Consider the following 22886-nt stretch of genomic DNA (forward strand, 5'->3'; position numbering starts at 1 on the left):
ATTCCCATGTTTACGAGCGCAGCAAGTACACAAGCCTGTCCAGCCAAAAAATTATGACTACTCAGCCGTTCTGCTTGATGCCGGTTAGCCATCCCCCCTTGAAACCAGCATCTTCAAGGCCGTCCTGGATGTAGTGGTTGCGTTTCATGACATTCCATACAAAGCCACTGCGCCAGTTCTCGGTCATCAGCAGGATCGGGCCCTGATCAATCCCGAGCTGTTCATTATCGGCCCAGAATTTGCCATTGGATGTGAAAGATGGGTTGAATGCGTCTACAAATCCATAGCGCGTATAGATACGGTCTCCGTAGCGCGCATGCATGGCGGTAAGGGCGGGAAGGGCAATTTCAGGCGCGAAAGCAATTGATCCGCCAGCAGCAGTCGGAGCGATGGTGCCGTCGTCGAGGATATAGTCCCGTCCAGCCCCGCGCGCGCTGTAAGCCAGAAAATGACGAGGCTTTCCGTTGACCGTCATCTGGGCATCACCGGGACCATCACACGCCGTCAGCCCCCAGATATCCTTCCCATAATCCTTCCAGTCCCCCGGATTTGCCTGCGCATAATCACGCTGCGCATAGACGGCCTGTCGACTATTCTGAAAATAATCAACATTGTGCGCGCGGCTCCAGTCATCGTGAATGCCACGGAAATCAATCCATGATTCGCTGTATTGATGACCAAAAAGGGGCGCGAAGTTCAATAGCTTGTGGCCTTCGAAATCACCCCACTGGGAATTGTATGTTGCCGTCCACTTGCGCCATGTATCTGCCGGAAGTGGGTGGCTTGGCGACCCAAGGGCGAGGAGATAGATGATCATCCCCTCGTTGTATCCCTTCCATTCGCTCGTGATGAACTGCCCCGAAGGTGTCCACCCCATGCTTAGCCACTGTTTGTGTGCCTGCATCCAGGGCCAGTCAACGCGCTTGTAAAGAACGTCGGCCAGATGGCGGATTTCACGTTCTTTGGCATCGTCGCGAGTGAAGTAGGACTGTGAAAAAAGCACGCCACTCATTAGGAGCGCCGTATCGACGCTTGAGAGTTCAGACCAGTCTGCAAATCGCAGTCCGGTTTCGGCGTTTAGAAAGTGGTAATAAAAGCCATGATACCCGGATGATCCTGTAGACTCATCGTTCTGGGGTGTTTTTGCCAGAAAGCGAAGGGTGAGAAGTGTACGATCAACAGCCTGTGCGCGCGTGATATATCCGCGCTCTGCACCGATTCCATAGGCGGTCAGCCCAAATCCGACGCTGGCGATGCTCGCAGCTTTGGCAGGAGATGGAAAGCGATCAGGGATGAGGCCGGTTTTGGGATTGGCAGAATCCCAGAACCAGTTGAAGGTCCGTTTTTCGAGGTCTTTCACAAAGGACATTTCGTCCGGGCTTATGGCCGCAGAGCCAGTATCCTGAACGGTTGCCGCGGAGGCATGCCCCAATGTCAGTCCAAAAATCCCCGCAGCCAATACTCCACAAAGCCACGGACGTGTCTTTCGGTTTATGACGTGCGGAGTTCCGGATAAGGTCGCTCTGGATCTATTTTTCATGCTCATGAAGAACAGACTAAGCAGAGGAACCTTGTGTAGGGGACCCTCTGTTTCGTGAAAAATTGTTATAGTTTCACCGTGCTAAAAAAAATTGTGTCACTCACGAAGTATCTGTCAGAGTGTCTCCCCCAATTCCTATTTTGAGAGTTCGGAACTAATACCAGCAGGTCATCAAGTGCAGGCCGGATGTTCGAAATCGGTGCTCTGTCGTTCAGCCCATGCATGAAGCTGTCTGATGACATGCTGGACAGAGCCTCTGCATGGGGATTCAAAAGATCAATCAGGGATTTGGGGTGCAGATATTCGCATTTCCTGAAGGCGTTGTTTCACGCGGGCCTGAAGAACTGGATCTGTATGCTCTCCAAGTGCGCTGAGAGCTCGATCCATCGCCAGAAGAATATCGGATGTCGCGTCCACGACAGCCCGCCGCCACCAGGTCAGGGCTTCTTGCAGATTGCCTGCACTGACAAGTGCCGTCGCATAATTGTGTTGGCCGCGGTAATCCCCGCCTTCTGCTGAGCGACGATACCATTCCAAGGCTTCAGCCTGATTTTGCGGTGTTTCCCAGCCTTCTTCCAGAAAACGTGCGTAGAGGTTCATGGATTTTGCGTGGTTATTCATGGCTGCGTGACGAAATAGATCCAGCGCTGTTTTCAGATCTCTTTGCATTCCAATGCCACGCATGGTCATGATGCCAAGATTATAACGGCCCCACTCGTCGCCTGCGCCCGCAGAAGCAGCATAAGCCTTGGCGGCTTTTTTATAATCTTGAGGACAACCCCAACCAAATTGATGGCAGCGGCCCACCATGTTGTGCCCGGGGCCAAAACCTGCATTTGCGGCAATGGAAAACCATTCAAAAGCGCTCTTCTCGTCGCGCTCCATGTAGACGCTATCGAGCAGTACCTGTCCCCATTGAACGATTTCGAGATGATGCCCATTCATGGCACGTACACGAATGGCTTCGATTTGCTCAGGGAGCGGGGCGGGCCCGTCTGTGGCAGTCCGTTTACCGCTTTTCCGAAAAAAGAAAGGGAAGGGCATAGTGAAAAGATAAGCCTGAAGGTCAGAGTGATAATCAATTGCAATTCATTCTGAACCTCCTTGCGTTATATGCCTAGAGGGTATGCATGTTTAACTGGGTACACGGTCCCATGGGGGGACGGGGCCATAGCATTCAACCAGATAATCAATCATGGCCCGGACCTTCAGTGGCACGTGATCAGATGGTGGATAGACGGCGTGCAACGATGGCCCTTCGATTGTTGGGTAGTCGAGTTCAAGGCGTTTCAGGCGACCATCATGGAGCTCCTCATTCACGATGAAGCTTGGCTGATAGATGATACCCTGTCCCGCAACAGCAGCCTCCCGGAGGACATCTCCATTATTGGCCGTCAGCGCGCATTTTACAGAAATGGATTTCTCGCCGTTAGGACCAAAACTCCACCGAGAAGGGCCGACATTGGGGCTTAGCGTATAGCCAAGGCATGTATGTTCGCTCAGTTCTGCAATTCTTTTTGGGGTTCCCGCACGCTCAAGATAGGCCGGAGAAGCACATATGGCGAAGCGGACATCCGCGAGCTTGCGTGTCCGAAGGGTGCTGGATGCCATCTGACGGATACGCAGGGTAAGATCCCAGCCTTCTTCGATCAGGTCCACAGATCGGTCATTGAGGCCAAGCTCTACCGTTACGAATGGATAGCGCCGGCTGAATTCCGGCATGAGTGGGCCGAGATGGCGAATGGCAAAAGAGACAGGGGCATTAAGGCGCAGTTTGCCATGAGGCTCCAGCTTCTGGCGCCCGACAGTGTGTTCGACTTCGCTGATATCGGCCAGAATTTTCTGGCAACCATCCAGAAACAGCCGACCAGATTCTGTCAGTGAAAGCTTGCGCGTGCTGCGATGAAAAAGGGTGGACCCCATCCGGGTTTCAAGCGCCACGATATGCTTTGTGATCATCGTTTGGGACAAGGACAGATCACGACCCGCAGCGGAGAAACTGCCCAAAGCTGCTACCCGGACGAAAACCTGCATACCGGTAATACGATCAAGCATTGCCTGCCTCACTCTGGGGGTGTGAACTGAAATACTTTATATGGGGATTATCGAAGTGAGAGTCTGAGGGCAATGCTTTCCACAAGCGTTTTCGTTAGGATTGAGGTAATAAATGACCGAGCAGCTAGAGACCCATTCAGGAATGCAGCCGGTATTGTTTCTTCCGCATGGCGGCGGCCCGTGTTTCTTTATGGATGGGGCGGAACGGTGGTCTCGTATGGAGGCGTATCTGAGTGGTGTGCGTCGATCGCTTCCCCGCAAGCCTTCGGCCATTCTGGTTATTTCAGGGCATTGGGAAAACACTGTCCCTACGGTAACCAGCAGTCCAAACCCTGCGCTGATATATGATTATTATGGCTTTCCGGAGCATACTTATCGTCTGAAATACCCGGCGCCGGGCGCACCACAATTGGCTGAGGATGTCTGCCGCCTTTTGCAGCAGGCTGGCATAGCGTCTGCTTCGGATGCCGAGCGGGGCTTTGACCACGGTGTTTTCGTACCGTTCCTTGTGGCGTTTCCTGAGGCGGACATTCCAGTGGTGGAATTATCACTGCAAAAGGATCTTGATCCTGTTTTCCACCTCAAGGTGGGTGAGGCTTTGTCCGAGTTGCGAAGTCGGAATATCCTGATCGTGGCTACCGGCATGACGTACCATAATCTTCGCTCCTTCATGACGCATGATCCGAGGGCGGCTGAGGCTTCGGTTCAATTCGATGACTGGCTTACGGAGGTTATTGAAGACACGGCCGTGCGGCGCAATTCCAGACTTTCAAATTGGGAAACCGCACCTGCTGCGCGTTTGTGCCACCCTCGCGAAGAGCATTTGTTGCCTCTGATGGTTGCTGCGGGGGCGGCAGGTGATGATCGGGGGGTACATGATTATCGGGACGTAATACTTGGAAAGACCTTGTCCGGGTACCGGTTCGGCTAAATTCGAATTTTAGCGGAACCGGCACGAAACACTCTCGCAACGAGTTGCGCATATCCTCTATCCGGCTTTAAGCTGCCGCTCCTTTTCCGTCCAAGGAAAAAATGCATGTGGCAGGAGACGGTAGACCCAATATGAAAAGCATTTTCCAGGCAGGTATTCAGGGGCGCCGCCAATTCATTTTGGGTGGTACGGTTGCCGCTGCCATCTCCCTCTCAGGATGCGCGCGTTCCGTCCCCGCCGACCCTTTCGCGGATGTGGATCGTCTGGTCCGATCGGCGGTGAAAGAAGACCAGACACCGGGTGCTGTCGTTGTTATCGGGCACGGTGGCCATGTTGTTCATCGGTATGTCTATGGCAATCGCGCGTTGGTGCCTGAGCGTGAAGCCCTGACGTGGGACACGCATTTCGATATGGCGTCTCTGACAAAGCCCACAATGACGGCGCTTGCAGTCATGCAACTTGCTGAAGCGGGGCGTCTGAACATTGATGATCCGGTATCAAAATACCTGCCGGATTTCGCCGTGAATGGCAAAGCGGCGATAACGCTGCGTTTGCTCCTGACGCATTATTCGGGACTTCCCCCCGATGTGCCCTTGGGTGATGCCTGGAGTGGGAAGGCAGAGGGTGTGCGACGCGCGATGAATTCCCCGCTGATCAATCCTCCGGGTGCTAAATTCGTTTATAGCGACATCAACTTCATTACGCTCGGACTGATTGTTGAAAAGACAAGCGGGCTGACGCTGGATCAGTATGCACGGCGCAATATTCTTGACCCGCTGGGTATGACGCAGTCTGGCTTTCTACCAGATCCCGCGTTGCGCCCGATGATTGCACCCACCCAGTTCGATGCGGACGGCACAATGCTACGCGGTGTCGTTCATGATCCGACTGCGCGCAGAATGGGCGGCCTGGCAGGGCATGCGGGCCTGTTTTCAGACGCACAGGACATGACCCTTTATGCGCAGGCGTTGCTTGACCGCCTGGCAGGGCGATCGAGCAAATTCCCACTTGGCCGGGAAACGCTTGTGCAGATGACAACACCGCAGCAGCCGAAGGGAAAAACGGAACTGCGTGGTTTGGGGTGGGATATCGACACGCATTATTCGACCCCACGTGGCGATATTTTCTCCCACCACTCTTTTGGCCATACGGGTTTTACCGGGACATCCTTGTGGATCGATCCGGATACGGACAGCTACGTTCTGATCCTAACAAACCGCGTGCATCCCTCGGGTGGTCATAGTGTGGTCAAGCTGCGCCACGATATTGCAACGGCAGCAGCAAAGGCTCTTGGCCTTTCGGCACCGGTCTGAGGCCCGATATGCGCCTGCGCCACATCGAACTTTTCTATTACATAATGATGACTGGCTCGCTAAGGCAGGCCGCTGAGGCACTGAACGTTTCTCAGCCTGCAGCCAGCAAAGCATTGCGCTATGCCGAGCAGTCTCTGGGTTTTGCGCTTTTCGAACGTACGGGCGGGAGGCTGGTCCCTACGCGGGAAGCCCAGATTATGATTCCGCGTGTGAATGGCATTTTTGAGCAGCTTGGCGCGTTAACAAGGCTTACAGACAACTTGCGGAAGGGTCAGGGAGGACATGAGCTATCGATTGGCTGTGTTCCAAGTCTGGGGCTGAGTATCGTTCCACGCGTCATTGGCCGTTATCGTGAAATTTCCGCTGATAATATGCTTACCGTGGATACGCTTCACGGTGGAGAAATCGTCAGTCGGCTCCTCAAGCGTGATCTGGATTTCGGGATTGTATTCGGGGCGCATGAAGAGTCGGGGCTAAAATCTGTCCGCATCGCAGACGTGCCACTGGTTTTGCTGGATTCAACCCGCCAGGAAAGCCCCGTTCGTTTGCAGGATATAGATCCCGCTGGCTGGATTGGCCTTTCCGATAACGATCCGACAGCATGGGCGCTGAGTTCCGCATGGAAAAAGGCGGGCTGGGAAATTGCTCCAGGTATTCGGGTTCGCACGCATTATATGGCGGCGGAACTGGCGCGTCTGGGGGCGGGGTGGACCATCGTAGATGCTTTTACTGCGCTTCATGACCGCACGTTGCCAACTCCGCTGCGGTTAGATCCTCCGATGTACATTACCTGCACGGCCATTTTCCGCGAAGATCACGCGCTTTCAAGAGTGGCTAAAAGTTTGGTGGCAATTCTCAAGGATGAGTTTGCCAAGGATATGGCTTTTCTTGCGCCGTAATTTCCCAGACTAAATTCTAGTCTATCCGGTTCCATAATAACTGTTCATTAATATTCTGGATAGACAGCAAGGAGTGGGTGGCATGAGCAGCGAAGACGTCAATGATCTGGCTGGAGTGATCGCAGACATTTCTGAGGAGGAAGTCGAGGATCAGGAAATAGATCCCGGCTCAGAAGGGGCGAAGTCCCTTATGGGTACAATCCTGATGCCCCTGATTTTGATCGGTCTTGTGTGTGGTGTCATGCTTTTCATCTTCCTGAGCTTTTTCTAAGCAGTAGACAGGCATCAGAAATGGGTCCGACTGAGTATAACATGCTGATTATTCGGGTAGTCCGATAACCTCTGGTTATTCCTGCATGGCCAATTTCAAATGGTTTCCTTTGTCTCCTGCTCTTAGGAAAAGAGGAGTATCTCTTCCCGGCCGGGAGTGAACACCCTCTGGGAGCCTATTCATGATATCCGGTTCACGTTCAGTTGCCGTCATTGGTGGGGGCACGGTCGGGCTCAGCACAGCTTACGCTCTTTGGCGCGAAGGCTATGATGTCACCCTGATCGAGGAACAGGCGGAAGTTGGACGTGTTGCCAGTTTCAGCAATGGCGGTCAGCTCAGCTACCGCTATGTCAGCCCGCTGGCAGGGCCAGGTGTACCGCTGGAGGCGTTGTCATGGCTGGGGAAAGCTGGATCACCCATCTCCCTGAACCTCAAGATGGACCTGAATCAGTGGCGGTGGCTGTTTTCGTTTCTATCGGCCTGCACGCGTTCGCAGAGTGACCGTCATGCCTCTGAACTTCTGAAACTTGCGCTTGCAAGCCAGAAGCAACTGGCTCAATGGCGGGAAGAAGGACTGGATGGTTTTCTCTGGCGTCGTCCCGGAAAACTGATCATTTATCGGAATATCGAAAAATTCAGGAAAGCATCCTGCGCACTTACTGATTCTCGAACCCAACATGTTTTGGGCGCAGAAGGCTGCATTGCTGTTGAGCCCGCTTTTTCAGGTCTAAAATCAAGCCTTGCTGGTGGTATTTTCACCGAGGATGAAGAGGTAGCAGATTGCCATCTTTACTGTCAGGCCTTGCTCGGAAAAATGCAGAACAGCAAAACATTCCGGTATATGCAGGCCACTGCAGCCCTGAGGCCATCTGCCAACAATACCGACCAGTGTGAAGTCTTGGTCAACGGCAGGCGTATCGATACTCGGCATATCGTGCTCGCGGCAGGGCTTGCATCCCGCGCAGTCACAAAGCCATTGGGAATTGATCTTCCCCTCTATGCTTTGCGAGGGTACAGCCTGACGTTACCTGCGATAGAGCACGCTACTCCGTCCGTTAGTGTGACGGATTATGATAATCGCGTTGTTTACGCGCGCCTTGGCGATAAACTTCGCATTGCGGCTATGGTCGATATCGGGCTTTCTAGCACCAGACAGCAGGAAACCCGACTTTCACAGCTCAGAACTCTTGCGGCACAGACCCTCCCAGCAGCGGGGCCCTACGATACTGCAACGCCATGGATCGGTGCACGCCCCGCTACGCCAAGCAGTGTTCCCATCATTGGTCGCACCAGATGGAAAAATCTTCTGCTCAATGTCGGTCATGGAGCGCTGGGCTTTACCCTGTCCCCAGGCTCCGCCAGACGGGTTGTTGAGCTCATTCAGACCGAACAGTGAAAGCACCCTTCATGGACAAATCCTTTCACTCCCTCTCCCTGGGAAGGCGCGCCCTTCTGCTGGGTGGAGCCGCCATACTCTCCTCGCGTGCCGTTGCCGCACCTGCTCGCCAAAAGGCAACGCGTATTTCAGATTTGCCAGGTCTCTCCGCGAAAGCTGAAATTCTGGAAGACCAGTGGGGTATTTCGCATGTACGCGCTGAAACGGCTGAAGACGCCTTTTTTGCCAACGGGTATCTCGTGGCGCGGGATCGTCTCTGGCAGCTTGATTTCGGCCATCGGCAAGCGCTTGGAAAGCTCGCAGAAGTTTTCGGTGCTGATTTTGTGCCCAGCGACACCGCAAACCGACTTTTCCTTTTCCAAGGCAATGCAGAGGCTGAAATTGCCCGTTACAGCTCAAAGGTGCAGGGGTGCGCGCGCTCGTATGTGGCTGGGATAAACGCGTTCATCCGGCAGAGCAGAAACAGTCAGGAGATGCTCCCTGAAGAATTTAGGATATTTGATTATGAGCCTTTGGAATGGGAGCTTGAAGATCTTGTCCGCATCCGTTCCGAAGCACGGGGGAATACCAAGCTTGAAATTCGTCGTGCGCGCCTCGCGGCCCGTGGTGCGGAACAATACGACCAGTTCATCACTCCGCTTGATCCGCCGAGGCCTCTGGTGCCTTTGCCTGGACTGGATGTTGCAGCAGTAAGCGATGCTGATCTGGGCTTATTCGGCGTATTACAAGCACGCCTCCCGCTCGGGAATATCAGCGCGGCAACACTGCATGGAGATCCCGATCACCGGCGTCTGAATGAGGGCAGTAATGCGTGGGTCGTTGCCCCCCAAAGAACAGTGACAGGCAGGCCAATTCTCGCAAACGATCCGCATCTCGGTTTTGGAGTACCCGGCCCGCGTCACGTCATTCACATGACGGCACCGGGACTGGATGTTATCGGGGGCGGCTCTCCGGGGATGCCGGGCGTGATGCAGGGTCATAACGCGGACATCGCGTTTGCCCGCACAAATTTTTATATTGATCAGGAAGACCTCTTTATTCTGAAAATTCACCCACACGACCCATCCCAATATTTTCATCATGGCGAATGGATACGGATGGAGGAGAAAGAAACTCTGATCAGCGTGCGGGGAGAAAATACTCCACGAAGCGTCAAGCTGCGCTTTGCCGCTCAGGGGCCGGTAGTCTCCGCTGATTCAGGCAAAAACCGTGCTGTCTCGGTTGCCGCAAGCTGGCTTTATCCTGGTGCGAACGGGCTTTTGGCTAATATAGGCATCAATCTGGCCCATGACTGGGAGAGTTTTCGCGCCGCTTTGCGTGTTCATACGAGCCCCACAAATTTCACCTATGCTGATATTCGGGGAAATATTGGGTGGCAGGCTGCTGGTGGCCTTCCCCTGCGTGCCAATGGGCATGACGGTCTGATGCCTGCGCCCGGTGACGGACAGTATGACTGGAAGGGGCTGCAGCCACTCGAAAATCTCCCATCCAGCTTTAACCCGGAACGGGGGTGGTTCGGAACGTCCAATCAAAAAAATCTTCCTGCTGATTATCCGCAGGATGAGCGGCGCGTGAGTTACGAATGGAACGATGCCTTCCGCTATGAGCGCGTTGCGCAGGTGCTTGATAGCAATGCCCATGCGTCGCTTGAGGACAGCGTGGCACTCCAGCATGATACGTTTTCAACCCTTGCTCTTCAGGTGGTCAGCCTGCTCCCGCAGAGTGCGCCGGCCAATTTGCAGCGCTACATCCAGATGCTTCGGGAATGGAATGGCCGCATAGACGCCTCAAGTTCAGCCGCGGCTCTTTACGAGGTCTGGTGGACGCGCCTTGAGCGCGCGTTGCATGGAGTTGTTATTCCAAGCGCTCTGCACGATCTTCTTCCCGGCCCTCTGAGTGCGACTGTGCAGCTTGCGTTGCTGCAATCCCCCGTTGGACATCTGGGAGACGCTTCTGAACAAAAAAGAGACGCCATGCTGCTCGACTGCCTTGAGGCGGCCGTTGTGGAACTGCGTGAGCGTTTGGGACCGCTGCCTGCCGCCTGGAAATGGGGGACACTCCATACGCTTACACTCCGGCACTCGCTTGAGCATGACAAGCGCATTGCAGCAGCATTCCCGGTTGTTGGAGGGGCGTCATATGGAAATGGCGGTGATCATTATACCGTCATGGCACGCTGGTATGATCCACATCACTCCATAGACAATCCCTACGCAACCACAGGTGGCGCGAGTTATCTCATGGTTTGTGATGTCGGTGCGTGGGACCGGTCTTTATTCCTGAATTTCCCGGGCCAGTCGGGATCGGCGCAGAGCGCACATTATCAGGATTTTCTGAAGCCTTGGATCGCAGGGAACATGCAGCCCTTCCTCTTTTCGGCTGAGGCAGTAGAGACAAGCGCTGTCCGTCGGATAGTGATGCTGCCTTGAAATAGAACAGCCGCCCGCAAATGACGGGCGGCTAAGTGGATCAATGGCTTACGCGCTTGAGATTGAGATCCTGAACATCAAAACTGAAGTCGGACGTCACAACAGCCATGCTGATTGAGGCGATATGACCACTCATGTCGCGATGGAACTGGGCGTAGGAATCATCGCCCCCATCGCGTGAACGATTATCCCACTGCACAACGAAAAGATCGTGCGGCAGCGCTCGAAGAGTACCACCGAGATCATCGGCCTGCCCAAAGACGAACCGCAATCCCTTGCTGTCCTGAGTGATGACGGCATCTCCCCTCCAGCGGTCATGATATGTGCCTGTGTACTCCGTCATTTCGGATGCTGGCAGGGCAATGAAGGGTCGGGCTTTTGAGCCTGGTCCGTCTGCTTTATCTCTGGCTGCTGCCGCTTTTTGGTTGTCCTGAGCTTCCTTGCGGAAATAAGCCAGCCAGTCGGTTTCATTATGCCCCATGGCAGCGGCACTCAGCGCCGTGGCCAGAGTGTATGTTGCGTGGTGGTCGTCCTGATTGGTCAAAATTACGATACCCACGTTCTTTTCCGGCAGAAAAGACACGTAGCTGACCATGTTCTGGATTGTTCCCGTGTGCCAAACGCGCCGGGCACCGTAAAAATCCTCCGTGAACCAGCCGAGACCGTAAGCGCGGAAATGAGTGTTCGTCAGGTGGGCACTGTCTGCCAGCGGTAACAGCGCATGTGGCGCCCACATCTCATCGATCTGATCGGCAGCGAGTACGGAGTGTCCATTTGATACTCCGTGCGCCAGCAGCATCTGTACCCAGCTTTCCATGCCGGAAAGGCTGCATTCTATCCCGCCTGCTGGCGCGACTGCGGGAAGGAATTCCCAAGCGACAGGGACTGCTTTTCCGTTATCCAGACTATGGCCAGTTGCCCGGTTTTCTCCCGATTTTGGTTTAGCTGGGGAGGTGGTGCAGGCCTTCATGCCTGCGGCATCAAGAATATTGCGCTGGACGAAATGCTCCCATGAAACATGCGAGATGTCTTCAACCAGTTTTCCGGCTGTTACATAGAGGAGATTATTATAGGCGTATTTTTCTCGAAACCCTCCCGTGAATGGCATGTATTGTAGTCGATCAACGACTTCACTGCGCGTGAAACGGGAGCGCGAGAACAGCATCAGATCGCCTGCTCCCTGTCCCATGCCGCTGTGATGGGTCAAAAGATCCGTCACAATGAAAGCGCGTGTCAGATAAGGGTCGGAAAGCGCGAATTCCGGCATATGCTGCCAGACGGGGTCAGACCATTGCAGTTTGTTCTGGTGCACAAGGATGCTGAGTGCTGCGGTCGTGAATGCTTTTGTGTTTGAGCCGATGGCAAACCGCGTCATCTCATCAACTGTCGCACTTTCGCCTGCCCGTCGCTGACCATATCCGCGCGAGAAGATCACTTTCCCGTCTTTTACGATGCCAACCGCGACGCCTGGGACATTGAAAGCTGACCGGGTACCGCTTACCAGAGTATCAATATCGGATCCGGTCATACCTGGCAGAACCTGCGGCTGTGCCCATGCCAGAGTGGGGGCCAGGCATAGTAATCCCGCAAGTCTTAAAAGTATCCTTGCGTCAGACATTATAACCCATTTTCGTGTACAGGCTGTTGAGGATTGAAACGCCCCGATGGGCTTCAGCAATATCTGGCGTTTCATTTGTGCTTCCGAACCCGAAACTCATGTCGTCTCCCATCCATTGCACCACGATGCCATCGCGGCGCGAGACGACATATACATTTTCGTAGCTCAGGCTGCAGAGAGCCTCAGGCTGCGGAATGAGCCACGCAATCTGGCCGCGGACGGGGATGACGCTTTCATCCTGCCAGAGAGCTCTCGCTCCGTAGCCCGTGCAGTTGATGAAGACCGGTTCGGGCAGCGCCGTCAGTTCACTTGGATGACGAAGCGTCATGATTTTGATGCGGCCCCCACGCTCCAGAAACTGCTTGAGCAGGTAGTCCGAATAGGAGGCGACGTTAAAGATCAGGTTGGGTTTTTTATGAACGCTTGAGTAGGGCAGGCGGGGATCGTCAATCGCAATTCTGTTGCCCTGAGGCTCAATATCCTGAATGCGGTTGTCCAGTTTTGCGAAGCCGATCGGGTCCTTGTGCTCCGGCTGTGGGGTGCGAGACGTTAGCCCGTAAAAATTATCCCATTCGATCGGGTTGCCCGGAAGGCCCTGAAGGTTCTGGTAGCAGGAGAAGGTAAATCGCGCCATTTTCTCCCATCGTGCTTCGAATTCAGGCGTCATTGCGCTTGTCTGGGCAATGCGGGAAGAGGGCGTCCAACTGCCGGACGCGCGTGCGGAGCGCACAAACGGTGGCAGGCTCTCGGCGTAGATTGTGACCTGTGCGCCCGCCTGCTGAGCGAGAATGGCAGTGGTCAGTCCGATGGCACCGCAGCCGATCACGCCAATATGCTGTTTGCTGAATGTCACGGCCCGCTCAACGGCCATCTGTCCTGCGCCCCAGGAAAGGGACCACCCGCTGCCACCGTGTCCATAATTGTGTACAACGGCCTTGTGCCCAACCTGCTCTACTTCGAGCCTTGGACCCACTGCCCGGAATGGCCTCAGACAGACGGTGATGCGGTCAATCCGGTCCGTTCTGGCGCGGATAATCGGCAGATTGCGGATATCAGCATCAAGATCGCGCAGATTGCCGGGCATTGTGGTCCCGCATGCTGAGAGCATGGACAGGCCAGCGACGGACGCGCCCCCCGTAAGAGCACGGCGACGGGAGAAGGAATGGGTCATAAGACCGAGCCTCGGAAAAAGATATTGAAACGAGGAGAAAGGTTTTCTGTATCAGACAGAAAGGTGGGCCTCCTGATAAGGAGGCCCGGCAGACGACTTCAGAAGGAAGCTGATGCCTGAAGGTAATAATAGGCGCCGTTGAAGTCCATCTGCGAAGATGAAAGGTAATAACGGGAGATGCCGTAAAGAGTGTTCTGGGCAGGTACTTTGCTGGGGCGGACATTGAAGATGTTGTTCGCGCCAATGGAAATGTGCCAGTGACTGTCCGGCCGGTATCCGACTTCGAGATCGGTGGTCCAGCGAGGAGCATTGGTGAATTCATAGAAAATGGTGTTGGAATACGCGAGTGCCGGGGGGGCCTCGTTGGAGTAACCGAGGAGCACTTTCGTTGAACCCCAGCGGGTCTGGCGGATATTCGCGTCCCAGTTTCCACGGGTCCAGTTTGCGTTCAGTATGATCTTGCTGCGCGGCGCACCGGTCGTCAGTGTCGAGACACCACTTGTGCTCAGGAGCGGGTTGCCCAAGGTGTCGGTGCCAAGGTGATGCATGCGGATGCGGTTGAGGTTGATGGCTGCAGTCCACATCACGTTTCCGAACCGATGGAAGTTCGAACGGTAATCGCTTGTGATGTCGATACCCTGCGTGCGTGTCGAAGCGCCGTTGGAGAAGTAACGCGCGCTCACGCTCTTGGTGATGATACCGGCAGGGAGTGAAATACCCTGCGATTCAATGGCATCGAGTGCTGTTTGTCCGGTATAGTTGCCGCCCGCAATGATCTGGTCGCGGATGTTGATCTGATAGACATCTGCTGCAAGGTGCCAGTTCTTGAGGGGCGTGAGTACAATGCCGCCACTCGCGTTCGTAGAACGCTCAGGCTTGAGCGGGCTGGCACCCAATGCCCGTGCTGCAACGCTGTTGACTGCAAGCTGGCCACTGGCGCTGGTCGGAGCGACCGCCATGCTACTATAGTTTTCCTGTGCGAGAGACGGCGCACGGAAACCGTTGCTGATAGCACCGCGGATCGCGATACGATCTGTAAAATCATAACGCGAGGCAATTTTGCCGTTAAAGGTGTGCCCGAAATCCGAATAGGTTTCGTAGCGGCCCGCAAGATCAACATCGAGCTTCTTGACGGGATGGACATCTACATCAAGGTATCCGCCATAAACATTACGATGCGACGAGCTTGCATTTATGGGTTGCAGGCCGGCAAAACCTGCTGCGCCACCATCAATATAAGATGCCTCATCGCCGGCGCCGATATTGTATTCCTCGTAGCGATGTTCCGCACCAAGCGCGAGGTTGATCGGCATCTTGGCAAGATGGACGAGACGATGGAAATCAAGATTGTTCGTCCACTGCACATTCGAATAACTGGCGGCGTGGAAGGTCGTGGGTGTTGAGCCGGTCGCTTCGAAGAGGCCGACATTTGCTGAGCTGACGTTCGAGATATTGTCTTTGTCCACGCCGTATGTGCTGCTCAAATCCCAGATAAAGCCTAGGAAATTATTGCCTTTGAGGCCAAGGGTCGCGGCATAATCATCTTCGTCATTCTGCTCAACAGGAGAGAAGCCGTTGGGGTAAAGGGTCGGCAGGACCGATGGAAGACGATAATACTGGAAGGACTGGGCATGACGGTGCGCATAGGTTGCGTTGCCGTAGAGTTCGATCCCGGCCGTCAGTTTCTTGCCAAACTCAAGACCCATGGTGCCACGGGTTTGCTCCGGACGGCCAATCAGCTTGGTGCTGACCATGCCTGTTCTGTCATCCGTGGAGGAGCGGTTTGTCATGTCAGAGTGGATGTACTGGCCACTCAGGTGAATATAGCCGTCACCCAGAAATGAAAATCCGCCATCCAGATTGAGATTGCTCTGCCAGCCATCACCTTTGTAGGCGTATGCCCCCGTCTGACCACTGATGTTCAGACCGTGTGGTGTTTTCTTGAGGATGATATTGACCACACCCGCAATGGCATCTGAGCCATATTGCGCGGCGGCGCCATCACGAAGGACTTCGATATGATCGATGGCCGCAGCGGGGATCATGTCGATATCAACAGGCGTCGAGCCTTGCTGAAGTCCGGCACTGGCATAAAGGTTGGCCGTCGTATGACGACGCTTTCCGTCAACCAGCACAAGGGTATAGTTCGGGTTCAGGCCGCGCATACGAATTGAATCCGTTAGCGCGCCAGTATCATATCCCATAGACTGTACGCTGATGGATGGTACCGTACGGGCCAGTGCATCGCGCAGATCGACCTGACCGGTCCGCTTCAGGTCTGCCGCAGTAATGACATCAACCGGGCTTGTACTGCTCCGGGCCGAGACATGTGATGAGCGCGTTCCGGTGACGATCATGTTTTCGTCGCGTGCGGGAGCGGATGCGCTGTGAGAGGACTTTGTACGAGCACGATGGGCAGCAGTATGGGCCGGATGCTTCGTAGCATCAGGTTTACTATCAGATGCTGCCGCGTTCTGCCCGTAAGCCGGTGCGGTCATGAGCGCAATGCACGCTACTGAGCCTAGTAGGCTGCGCATATTCTGCATCGGCGAGAACCTTTCCTGTACGTCGATGGGATAACATTCGATACGAACCCTGTATGAATTTTCCAATCTTATTCAAGACGATTTCGGAATGAAAATTCAAAACAATTCGTGTCAGTTAGCTAAAAGTTATGAGGTAGCTAAGGTTTTGGAAACTTGGGAAAAATTGAAACCTGCGCAGCGCGTTTTGAGATGGTTAGCACATCGAAAGTGCTGAATTTCGGTATGAAAGTTACCCAGAAAGCAGGAACGTTCCAGAGAATGATCGATTTTTCAGTAGAACAAACGCAAAGCCGCTAAATGTTTGGCTGAAATGATCATGACGATTGTATTTAGGGCACTCGTGCTCAGCATTCCGTTTTGAGCGCAAGACCACCGTCCAGTTCCCACCGATGCGTATTGAGTTGAGCTTATGAGAAAATTTTACTCTCGATGAAGTTCTCGTCATATTTTGCTACGCTCGTGCCACTCCTTCGTCATGATCTGTGCGTTGTGCTCCATGAAGGAGAGTTTCATGACCATTTTTGAAGAACGCTTGATGGCGCTGATGCGTCTGGGATCGAAGATAGGGAGCGTCTTTTGCCGCGCAATCATGTCGAGGCGCCACAGGCGAGCCTAAGAAAGGGTGGTTCCACCGGAAGGGGCGTTTTCAGATGCCCTAGGTTTTTTGGTATTAACTATCTAAAAATAAACGATATATTTTATCTAAAGCTGCGTTTGGAAGTCTGAAAATTAGTTCATCTCTGCTCGGTCAGGCACCTTTCTCGCATTCAGGCCTTTCCTGATGAGCTTCAAACTCTTATCTAAGTAAATGCGAAGCGTTCTCAGAACGGATTGCATAAGTTTGGATACGGAACTGAAGATGAATCTGGACGCACTTCCCAAGGGTAACTCTGCTGTAATCGACCGCATCGAATACAGAGCTGCCATCGACCCGATCGCAGCCCGGCTTGATGAGCTGGGCTTTGTGCCGGGAGAGGCTGTCCAGATCATTGCCGTTGGCCCCATGGGTGGAGATCCGATTGCTGTTCGTCTAGGGGCATCACGATTTGCTCTCAGAAGGGGAGAGGCGGCTCGCATTCTTCTTCGCTCGCCGATCTGACTGTCATGAGCGATGCGCATCTTCCGCAGAGGAGCACCTTGCGTGCGGCGCTCGTCGGAAACCCAAACAGTGGCAAAACCTCTCTTTTCAATCAGCTTACGGGCAGCCATCAAAAGGTTGCCAACTATGCAGGCGTAACGGTTGAGCGAAAGGAAGGGCGCTTCACGACCCCACAGGGACGCGAGGTTCGCCTTCTGGATCTCCCGGGCGCCTATAGCCTCAGTTCCACAAGCCCTGACGAAGACGTTACCCGCGATGTGTGTCTGGGTCGTCACGCGACCGAACAGCGGCCAGAACTGATAATCTGTGTTGTTTCAGCCAGTAATCTGCGCTTGCATCTGCGCTTCCTTCTGGAAATCAAACAGCTAGGCCTTCCCGTCATTGTTGCCCTGAGCATGATGGATGAGGCGAAGAAGCGCGGTCTGCAGATCGATATCACGGGCCTTCAGGCTGAGCTTGGTATGCCAGTTGTGCCTGTCATCAGCCTACGCAAGGACGGCGTTGCGCGGCTGTTGCAGGTTCTGGACATGGAAGTGCCGACACCGCCACCTCCTCTGGAGGACGGGACGGATCTTCATGCGAAGGTTCGGACACTCCTCAAAACCTATACGAATGAAGAAACTCTCGGCACGGACGTTCTGGTAGACAGGCTGGACAGGTGGCTTCTACACCCTGTCTGGGGGCCTGCCATTTTGCTCGTCGTCCTTTTTGTCATGTTCCAGACGGTATTCGCCTGGGCGCAGCCTCTTATGGATGGGCTGGATTCCGGGATCGGTCTTCTGGGCCAGATCATTCTGAAACCACTTCCTGATGGGATATTGCGAAGTCTGCTGGCTGATGGCGTGATTGCTGGGGCGGGGACGGTTGTCGTTTTCCTGCCGCAGATTCTGCTGCTGTTTTTGTGGATCCTGGCCCTTGAGGAATCTGGATATCTACCGCGCGCTGCGTTTCTCCTTGATCGCGTCATGGCGACGGCAGGCCTGAGCGGGCGCTCGTTCATCCCGCTTCTATCGAGTTTTGCCTGCGCTATTCCGGGCATCATGGCAGCCCGGACCATTCAAAACCCGCGAGACCGTCTGGTGACGATCCTCATCGCGCCACTCATGACATGCTCGGCACGTCTTCCTGTCTACACACTTTTGATCGCAGCTTTTGTTCCGCACCGGACCGTTTTGGGTGTTCTGGGCCTACAGGGTCTTGTGCTTTTCGCGCTTTATGCTGTGGCGATCATTAGTGGTGTGGCCGCAGCCCGCATTATGACGCGCGGTGTGAAATCCGAAGAACATCCACTTCTGCTGGAACTTCCGCCCTACCGCCTTCCAAATCCGCGCAGTCTGGCGCTGGGCTTGTGGCAACGGGCAACCATGTTCCTGTCACGTGTGGGTACGATCATCGTAACACTAAACGTGTTGCTTTGGGCGCTTTCCAGTTTTCCCCTACCGCCTGCCAATGCAACGGGCGCTGCTATCGATTACAGTCTGGCTGGCAGGATCGGGCATCTTATGCTTCCGATTTTTGCGCCCATAGGGTTCAACTGGCAGATCTGTGTATCGCTTATTCCGGGTCTGGCGGCGCGTGAGGTTGCAGTTAGCGCATTGGCCACTGTCTATGCTCTTGGCGCATCCGAAGACAGTGCTGCTGAAAAGCTGATGCCTCTGCTGTCTGCACATTGGAGCATGGCTACAGCATTCTCGCTGCTGGCATGGTATGTTTATGCCCCGCAGTGCATTTCAACGCTCGCCGTCATGCGGCGCGAGACGCGCTCCATGAAAGTTGTTCTGGGCGCTGCTGCCTATCTGTTCGGGCTTGCTTACGCAGCGTCGCTCCTCACATATCACATCACCCGCGCATTTACCGGAGGCTGACATGATTGAATTCGTTGTTGCTTCGCTTATCGTTCTCTGCGCCGCTTTATATTGGTATGCGCGCCTTTTCCCTCAGGGATGGCAGAAAGTACGGGCGGGCATGGGGCTCAAAACATCCCCGGCTGTGATCAATAAAAGCGGGGGATGTGGGAGCTGTTCTGGTTGCAAGGTCGGCTGCAAAAGCCACCAATAGCAAAATACCTCATTTTTCCATGAGGCGGGGCATCAGCTCAACGAAATTGCAGGGCACGTGCCGGCTGTCCAACTGGAAGCGGAGGATATCATCCCACCCATCAGTGACAGCTGTTCTGGAGCCAGGGAGAGCGAACAGGTAGGTGCCGCCTGCCAGTCCTGCCAATGCACGGGACTGTATCGTGGAGGTGCCAATTTTTTGATAGGAAAGCATTCGAAACAGCTCTCCAAAGCCCGGTATAGGCTTTTCGATCACGGCCTCAAACGCCTCTGGAGTAATGTCACGGCCCGTTACGCCAGTGCCGCCCGTGCTGATCACAACGTCGACGTCTGCCGCGCTAATCCATTTCCGCAGATGTGACGTAATGCTCGTCACATCGTCGCGGACGAGCGCACGGTCTGCGAGGGTATGCCCACTGCTCTCGATCCGGCTTTGCAGAACGTCCCCGGATGGATCGTCAGCCAGAGATCGTGTGTCTGAGACCGTAAGAGCCGCAATGCGCACAGGAATGAACCTGCGGGTTTCGTCTATGGGCATGGGAAATCCTGTTTTGAGCGATTTAGCAGGTCCGTGTAGGCAAGGCGTGGGCAGCGTGGGATTCTGCCCTGCAGCGCCTGTCTGCTGATCGTGCGCGACTGTGAAAATCCTCACTCAGGGCGGCAAGGGTGATGGTACCGAGGCGGTTCAGGAGAAGCGCCTCGGCTTCTTGGAATGTATCATTGAGAGCGGCATTTACGGCCTGCTCCACGAAGCACCGTGGTGCCTCGGTCCTGTTGCCCAGAGCAAAAAGATCCGGAGATCCAAGTGCAAGATACACATCCAGAAGTGTGACCGTGCTCAGGTCCTGAGCGATGGTCCAGCCACCGCCATGGCCCTTGTCAGAACGGACATATCCCTTATTTCGCAGTCCACCCATGATACGCCTGATCACCACAGGATTGGTTTTGATCAACCCAGCCAGGGTTTCGGATGTCACAGGTTCACTGGCCTGAGCCATATGGACCAGAACGTGGAGCACGCCGGACAGTCTGCTATCTCGCCTCATGAAACTTGGTAGGTTGGGGACGCACACAAAGTCAATCTCCGCCTTAGCACTGGAGGAAAAAGGGTGCGTTTTGGTACGAATTTCCGGAGGTCTGTTCGAAGGGTTTGCGGCGACGGAACGTTTCATATTTTTTGAAATATGAATATGTTCGGCTAGTTGTTGACATTAATTCTTAATTGCAAATAGAAGCGGGACCTCTTTCCTTCGTGCTTCGAGTTGCCATGAACACTTCATCAATGATGCGCGGTCTTCTGCCCGCTATAGTTGCGCTCAGCGCAGGATATTCCGATGCTCTCGCCGCAGCTGTAGAGCCAGAGCTAGCTCAGGGGCAGGAGCGTGCGGAGAAAAAAAATACCGCCAGACCGAGCAAGGTAAAACCACAATCGGGAGTGGAAAACATTGTCGTGACGGCCACAGGCATGTCCCGTGCATCGTCGGCCACCAAGACACGAACTCCCATCATTGAATCCCCGCAGAGCATCTCCATCATCAGCCGGGAAGAAATTGACCTTCGCGCCTCTCCAACCATCGCCGACGCTCTTTCCTACACTGCAGGTGTTCAGGCAGAGCCTTCTGGCATCGATAGTCGCGTTGATGAGGTTTCGGTGCGCGGTTTCGGGGCAGGCGGATTTTCATCCAACAACAATTTCGTAGATGGTCTGCGATTGCCCACCGGTGGGCAATGGACGCGTACGTCGTTTGATCCTTTTGCGCTTCAGCAGATTGAAGTTCTCAAAGGGCCGTCAGGAGCACTTTACGGGCAAACGGCACCAGGCGGTGTCGTCAATCTCGTTACGAAAAGACCGACGGATAAAGGGCATGGCGAACTGATGCTTCAGGGGGCGGGGTTTACGGACCTCAGAAACTGGCAAGGGCAGGCATCTGCGGATGTGTCCGGACGCATAACCAAAGGCGGGACATTGCAGGGACGTATCGTGGGGCTTGCGCGTTATGGTGACACGCAGGTCGATAATGTTCGTCTTGGACGGTATTACATTTCTCCTAGTCTTACCTGGAATATTGCTCCGCACACAAGCTGGACATTCCTCGGTCAGTATCAGCGTGATCAGGGTGGATCCACATTCCAGTTCCTGCCCGCTGCCGGGACGCTATATTCGTCCAATGGAAAATACATTTCCAACCATGCCAATATTGGTGAGCCGAACTGGGATACATTCAACCGCAACCAGTATCTGGCAGGTTCTTTCTTTGAGCATCGGTTCAACCAGTATCTGACGGTTCGGAACAACACTCGATACACGCGCATCGAAACGCTTTATCGCGCAACGGTTCTGTCAGGGAATACGGTTACCAAATGCACGGCTGCGATTGCAGGTTGCGTGGCGGGCGAAACCGTAGGGCGTCGTGCCGTTGAGGGGCGCGGGCAATCACAGGGCGTTACGACGGACACGCAGTTTGAAGGCCACGTAAAAACCGGACTGATCCGCCACCTCCTGCTTGTCGGAACGGACTATTTTTACACCGACTGGTACCACGACCGCGATCTTGTGAATTTTGCTCTTGTACTTCCGATACTTAATATTTTCGATCCGGTGTCGAGAGGATCCAATGGTTATTCACAGGGTCTTGCGCCGCAGGTTTATACCTCGACAATCAGCCACCAGAACGGCATCTATTTTCAGGACCAGCTCAAGTTCGATCGCCTCCGCATAACAATCGGTGGGCGCCAGGACTGGGCTTATGACAACACCCTGAACGTACTCACCAAAAGGCGCTACATTACCCGCTCAAACGCATTTACGTGGCGCGCAGGTGGCGTTTACCTGTTTGATAATGGTCTGGCGCCGTATTTCAGTTATGCGCAATCGTTTCAGCCTCAGGTCTCCGATCCATCAACATCTGTGGACGGAAATCCTTTCAAGCCCACAACGGGCGATCAGTACGAAGCTGGACTCCGCTATCAGTATGGCAACAGTATTTATATCACGTTTGGTGGCTATCAGATCACCCAGCAGAATATAACGACCCCCGATCCGCTTGGCCGTATGTGCGGCACCGCCACCTGCCTGACGCAGACGGGCGAGGGGCGCGTTCGTGGGTTGGAGCTTGAGGGCAAGGCATCTCTGCCCTGGGACATGGCGATCATTTTTACAGGAACCCGCAGTGATGCGAAGACCACAAAATCCAATACAGCATCTCAGGTCGGAAACTATTTGCCGCAGGCTCCGAAATGGATGGCGTCCCTGTTCGTCGATCAACGCATTCGCCATGGTGTATTTGCCGGTGTGGGGCTCGGCGGTGGTGTCCGTTACACAGGTCAGAGCTATGGCGATACAGCAAATACGCTGGCTATCCCTGACTACACACTCTTCGACCTTTTCCTGCGGTATGACTTTGCAGTGGCACACCCGCGATACAAAGGCCTCTCACTATCGCTTAATGCGCGTAATATAGCTGACAAGCGATACGTGGCCACCTGCACGGCAACGTCCGCCTGCTATTATGGTCAGGGTCGCAACCTGACGGCGCGCCTTCAGTATAAATGGTAAGTGCC

General features: G+C 54.3%; 18 protein-coding genes. 9 read left to right on the forward strand and 9 right to left on the reverse strand.

All coding sequences use genetic code 11. The annotated features are described in order from the left end of the window. Nucleotides 1–61: 61 nt before the first annotated feature. The 3 genes from GWA01_RS03490 to GWA01_RS03500 all read right to left on the reverse strand — a co-directional run bounded on the left by GWA01_RS03490 (nucleotide 62) and on the right by GWA01_RS03500 (nucleotide 3595). Entirely contained in the window at nucleotides 62–1540 is a 1479-nt protein-coding gene (locus tag GWA01_RS03490) for a glucoamylase family protein (RefSeq protein ID WP_146794055.1), read from the reverse strand. A 276-nt stretch (nucleotides 1541–1816) separates the two neighbouring features. Then, a complete protein-coding gene (locus tag GWA01_RS03495) occupies nucleotides 1817–2584 on the reverse strand; it encodes a tetratricopeptide repeat protein (RefSeq protein WP_146794057.1) in 768 nt (255 codons plus the stop codon). Between the two features lie 90 nt (nucleotides 2585–2674). Continuing rightward, complete coding sequence (locus GWA01_RS03500; RefSeq protein WP_146794059.1) at nucleotides 2675–3595, reverse strand: LysR family transcriptional regulator; 921 nt, start codon at nucleotides 3593–3595, stop codon at nucleotides 2675–2677. Between the two features lie 112 nt (nucleotides 3596–3707). Here GWA01_RS03500 and GWA01_RS03505 point away from each other — a divergent pair, with 112 nt between their 5' ends. The 6 genes from GWA01_RS03505 (at nucleotide 3708) to GWA01_RS03530 (ending at nucleotide 10834) form a co-directional block, all read left to right on the forward strand. Beyond that, a complete protein-coding gene (locus tag GWA01_RS03505) occupies nucleotides 3708–4526 on the forward strand; it encodes a DODA-type extradiol aromatic ring-opening family dioxygenase (protein WP_146794061.1) in 819 nt (272 codons plus the stop codon). Between the two features lie 131 nt (nucleotides 4527–4657). Then, nucleotides 4658–5839, forward strand: coding sequence for a serine hydrolase domain-containing protein (locus GWA01_RS03510; protein WP_146794064.1), 1182 nt, complete (start codon nucleotides 4658–4660; stop codon nucleotides 5837–5839). Between the two features lie 8 nt (nucleotides 5840–5847). Beyond that, the gene (locus GWA01_RS03515) at nucleotides 5848–6738 is read left to right on the forward strand and encodes a LysR family transcriptional regulator (RefSeq protein ID WP_146794066.1); all 891 of its coding nucleotides are present in this window, start codon (nucleotides 5848–5850) and stop codon (nucleotides 6736–6738) included. A gap of 82 nt (nucleotides 6739–6820) precedes the next feature. Further along, nucleotides 6821–7009, forward strand: coding sequence for a hypothetical protein (locus GWA01_RS03520; protein ID WP_146794069.1), 189 nt, complete (start codon nucleotides 6821–6823; stop codon nucleotides 7007–7009). A gap of 181 nt (nucleotides 7010–7190) precedes the next feature. Further along, nucleotides 7191–8405 carry an FAD-dependent oxidoreductase gene (locus GWA01_RS03525; RefSeq protein ID WP_146794071.1) on the forward strand — a complete coding sequence of 405 codons (1215 nt, stop codon included), beginning with the start codon at nucleotides 7191–7193 and terminating at the stop codon, nucleotides 8403–8405. An 11-nt stretch (nucleotides 8406–8416) separates the two neighbouring features. Next, nucleotides 8417–10834 (forward strand): penicillin acylase family protein, encoded by a 2418-nt coding sequence (locus GWA01_RS03530; protein ID WP_146794073.1) that lies wholly within the window; start codon nucleotides 8417–8419, stop codon nucleotides 10832–10834. A gap of 40 nt (nucleotides 10835–10874) precedes the next feature. Here the strand turns inward: GWA01_RS03530 and GWA01_RS03535 are convergent, their stop codons facing one another. The 4 genes from GWA01_RS03535 to GWA01_RS12955 all read right to left on the reverse strand — a co-directional run bounded on the left by GWA01_RS03535 (nucleotide 10875) and on the right by GWA01_RS12955 (nucleotide 16760). After that, the gene (locus tag GWA01_RS03535) at nucleotides 10875–12362 is read right to left on the reverse strand and encodes a serine hydrolase (RefSeq protein ID WP_186819444.1); all 1488 of its coding nucleotides are present in this window, start codon (nucleotides 12360–12362) and stop codon (nucleotides 10875–10877) included. A gap of 82 nt (nucleotides 12363–12444) precedes the next feature. Further along, a complete protein-coding gene (locus tag GWA01_RS03540; protein WP_146794078.1) occupies nucleotides 12445–13623 on the reverse strand; it encodes an FAD-dependent oxidoreductase in 1179 nt (392 codons plus the stop codon). Nucleotides 13624–13721: 98 nt separating this feature from the next. Next, nucleotides 13722–16169 carry a TonB-dependent receptor plug domain-containing protein gene (locus GWA01_RS03545; RefSeq protein WP_146794080.1) on the reverse strand — a complete coding sequence of 816 codons (2448 nt, stop codon included), beginning with the start codon at nucleotides 16167–16169 and terminating at the stop codon, nucleotides 13722–13724. 441 nt (nucleotides 16170–16610) lie between these two features. Continuing rightward, nucleotides 16611–16760, reverse strand: a complete 150-nt coding sequence (locus tag GWA01_RS12955; protein ID WP_186819445.1) for a hypothetical protein — start codon at nucleotides 16758–16760, stop codon at nucleotides 16611–16613. A gap of 268 nt (nucleotides 16761–17028) precedes the next feature. On the opposite strand from GWA01_RS12955, the gene GWA01_RS03550 reads away from it, so the two are divergent. Beyond that, complete coding sequence (locus GWA01_RS03550; RefSeq protein ID WP_146794082.1) at nucleotides 17029–17268, forward strand: FeoA family protein; 240 nt, start codon at nucleotides 17029–17031, stop codon at nucleotides 17266–17268. Between the two features lie 5 nt (nucleotides 17269–17273). Further along, on the forward strand, nucleotides 17274–19133 hold the full coding sequence (gene feoB / locus GWA01_RS03555) for a ferrous iron transport protein B (protein WP_146794084.1): 1860 nt from the start codon (nucleotides 17274–17276) through the stop codon (nucleotides 19131–19133). A 202-nt stretch (nucleotides 19134–19335) separates the two neighbouring features. On the opposite strand, the gene moaB is transcribed toward feoB, so the two are convergent. Both moaB and GWA01_RS03570 read right to left on the reverse strand, forming a co-directional pair. Next, entirely contained in the window at nucleotides 19336–19863 is a 528-nt protein-coding gene (gene moaB, locus GWA01_RS03565) for a molybdenum cofactor biosynthesis protein B (protein WP_146794088.1), read from the reverse strand. Nucleotides 19864–19885: 22 nt separating this feature from the next. Then, nucleotides 19886–20371, reverse strand: a complete 486-nt coding sequence (locus GWA01_RS03570) for an Rrf2 family transcriptional regulator (RefSeq protein WP_146795483.1) — start codon at nucleotides 20369–20371, stop codon at nucleotides 19886–19888. 221 nt (nucleotides 20372–20592) lie between these two features. Here GWA01_RS03570 and GWA01_RS03575 point away from each other — a divergent pair, with 221 nt between their 5' ends. Then, a complete protein-coding gene (locus GWA01_RS03575; RefSeq protein ID WP_146794090.1) occupies nucleotides 20593–22881 on the forward strand; it encodes a TonB-dependent siderophore receptor in 2289 nt (762 codons plus the stop codon). The last annotated feature ends 5 nt before the right edge of the window (nucleotides 22882–22886 follow it).

The sequence above is a fragment of the Gluconobacter wancherniae NBRC 103581 genome (assembly GCF_007988885.1).
In the GTDB taxonomy this organism is placed as follows: Bacteria; Pseudomonadota; Alphaproteobacteria; order Acetobacterales; family Acetobacteraceae; genus Gluconobacter; species Gluconobacter wancherniae.

Bases quoted from the DNA above. Each gene is read 5' to 3' on its own strand.
- GWA01_RS03490 (WP_146794055.1), bottom strand. From the start codon at position 1,540: ATGAAAAATAGATCCAGAGCGACCTTATCCGGAACTCCGCACGTCATA.
- GWA01_RS03495 (WP_146794057.1), bottom strand. From the start codon at position 2,584: ATGCCCTTCCCTTTCTTTTTTCGGAAAAGCGGTAAACGGACTGCCACA.
- GWA01_RS03500 (WP_146794059.1), bottom strand. From the start codon at position 3,595: ATGCTTGATCGTATTACCGGTATGCAGGTTTTCGTCCGGGTAGCAGCT.
- GWA01_RS03505 (WP_146794061.1), top strand. From the start codon at position 3,708: ATGACCGAGCAGCTAGAGACCCATTCAGGAATGCAGCCGGTATTGTTT.
- GWA01_RS03510 (WP_146794064.1), top strand. From the start codon at position 4,658: ATGAAAAGCATTTTCCAGGCAGGTATTCAGGGGCGCCGCCAATTCATT.
- GWA01_RS03515 (WP_146794066.1), top strand. From the start codon at position 5,848: ATGCGCCTGCGCCACATCGAACTTTTCTATTACATAATGATGACTGGC.
- GWA01_RS03520 (WP_146794069.1), top strand. From the start codon at position 6,821: ATGAGCAGCGAAGACGTCAATGATCTGGCTGGAGTGATCGCAGACATT.
- GWA01_RS03525 (WP_146794071.1), top strand. From the start codon at position 7,191: ATGATATCCGGTTCACGTTCAGTTGCCGTCATTGGTGGGGGCACGGTC.
- GWA01_RS03530 (WP_146794073.1), top strand. From the start codon at position 8,417: ATGGACAAATCCTTTCACTCCCTCTCCCTGGGAAGGCGCGCCCTTCTG.
- GWA01_RS03535 (WP_186819444.1), bottom strand. From the start codon at position 12,362: ATGACCGGATCCGATATTGATACTCTGGTAAGCGGTACCCGGTCAGCT.
- GWA01_RS03540 (WP_146794078.1), bottom strand. From the start codon at position 13,623: ATGACCCATTCCTTCTCCCGTCGCCGTGCTCTTACGGGGGGCGCGTCC.
- GWA01_RS03545 (WP_146794080.1), bottom strand. From the start codon at position 16,169: ATGCAGAATATGCGCAGCCTACTAGGCTCAGTAGCGTGCATTGCGCTC.
- GWA01_RS12955 (WP_186819445.1), bottom strand. From the start codon at position 16,760: ATGATTGCGCGGCAAAAGACGCTCCCTATCTTCGATCCCAGACGCATC.
- GWA01_RS03550 (WP_146794082.1), top strand. From the start codon at position 17,029: ATGAATCTGGACGCACTTCCCAAGGGTAACTCTGCTGTAATCGACCGC.
- feoB (WP_146794084.1), top strand. From the start codon at position 17,274: ATGAGCGATGCGCATCTTCCGCAGAGGAGCACCTTGCGTGCGGCGCTC.
- moaB (WP_146794088.1), bottom strand. From the start codon at position 19,863: ATGCCCATAGACGAAACCCGCAGGTTCATTCCTGTGCGCATTGCGGCT.
- GWA01_RS03570 (WP_146795483.1), bottom strand. From the start codon at position 20,371: ATGAGGCGAGATAGCAGACTGTCCGGCGTGCTCCACGTTCTGGTCCAT.
- GWA01_RS03575 (WP_146794090.1), top strand. From the start codon at position 20,593: ATGAACACTTCATCAATGATGCGCGGTCTTCTGCCCGCTATAGTTGCG.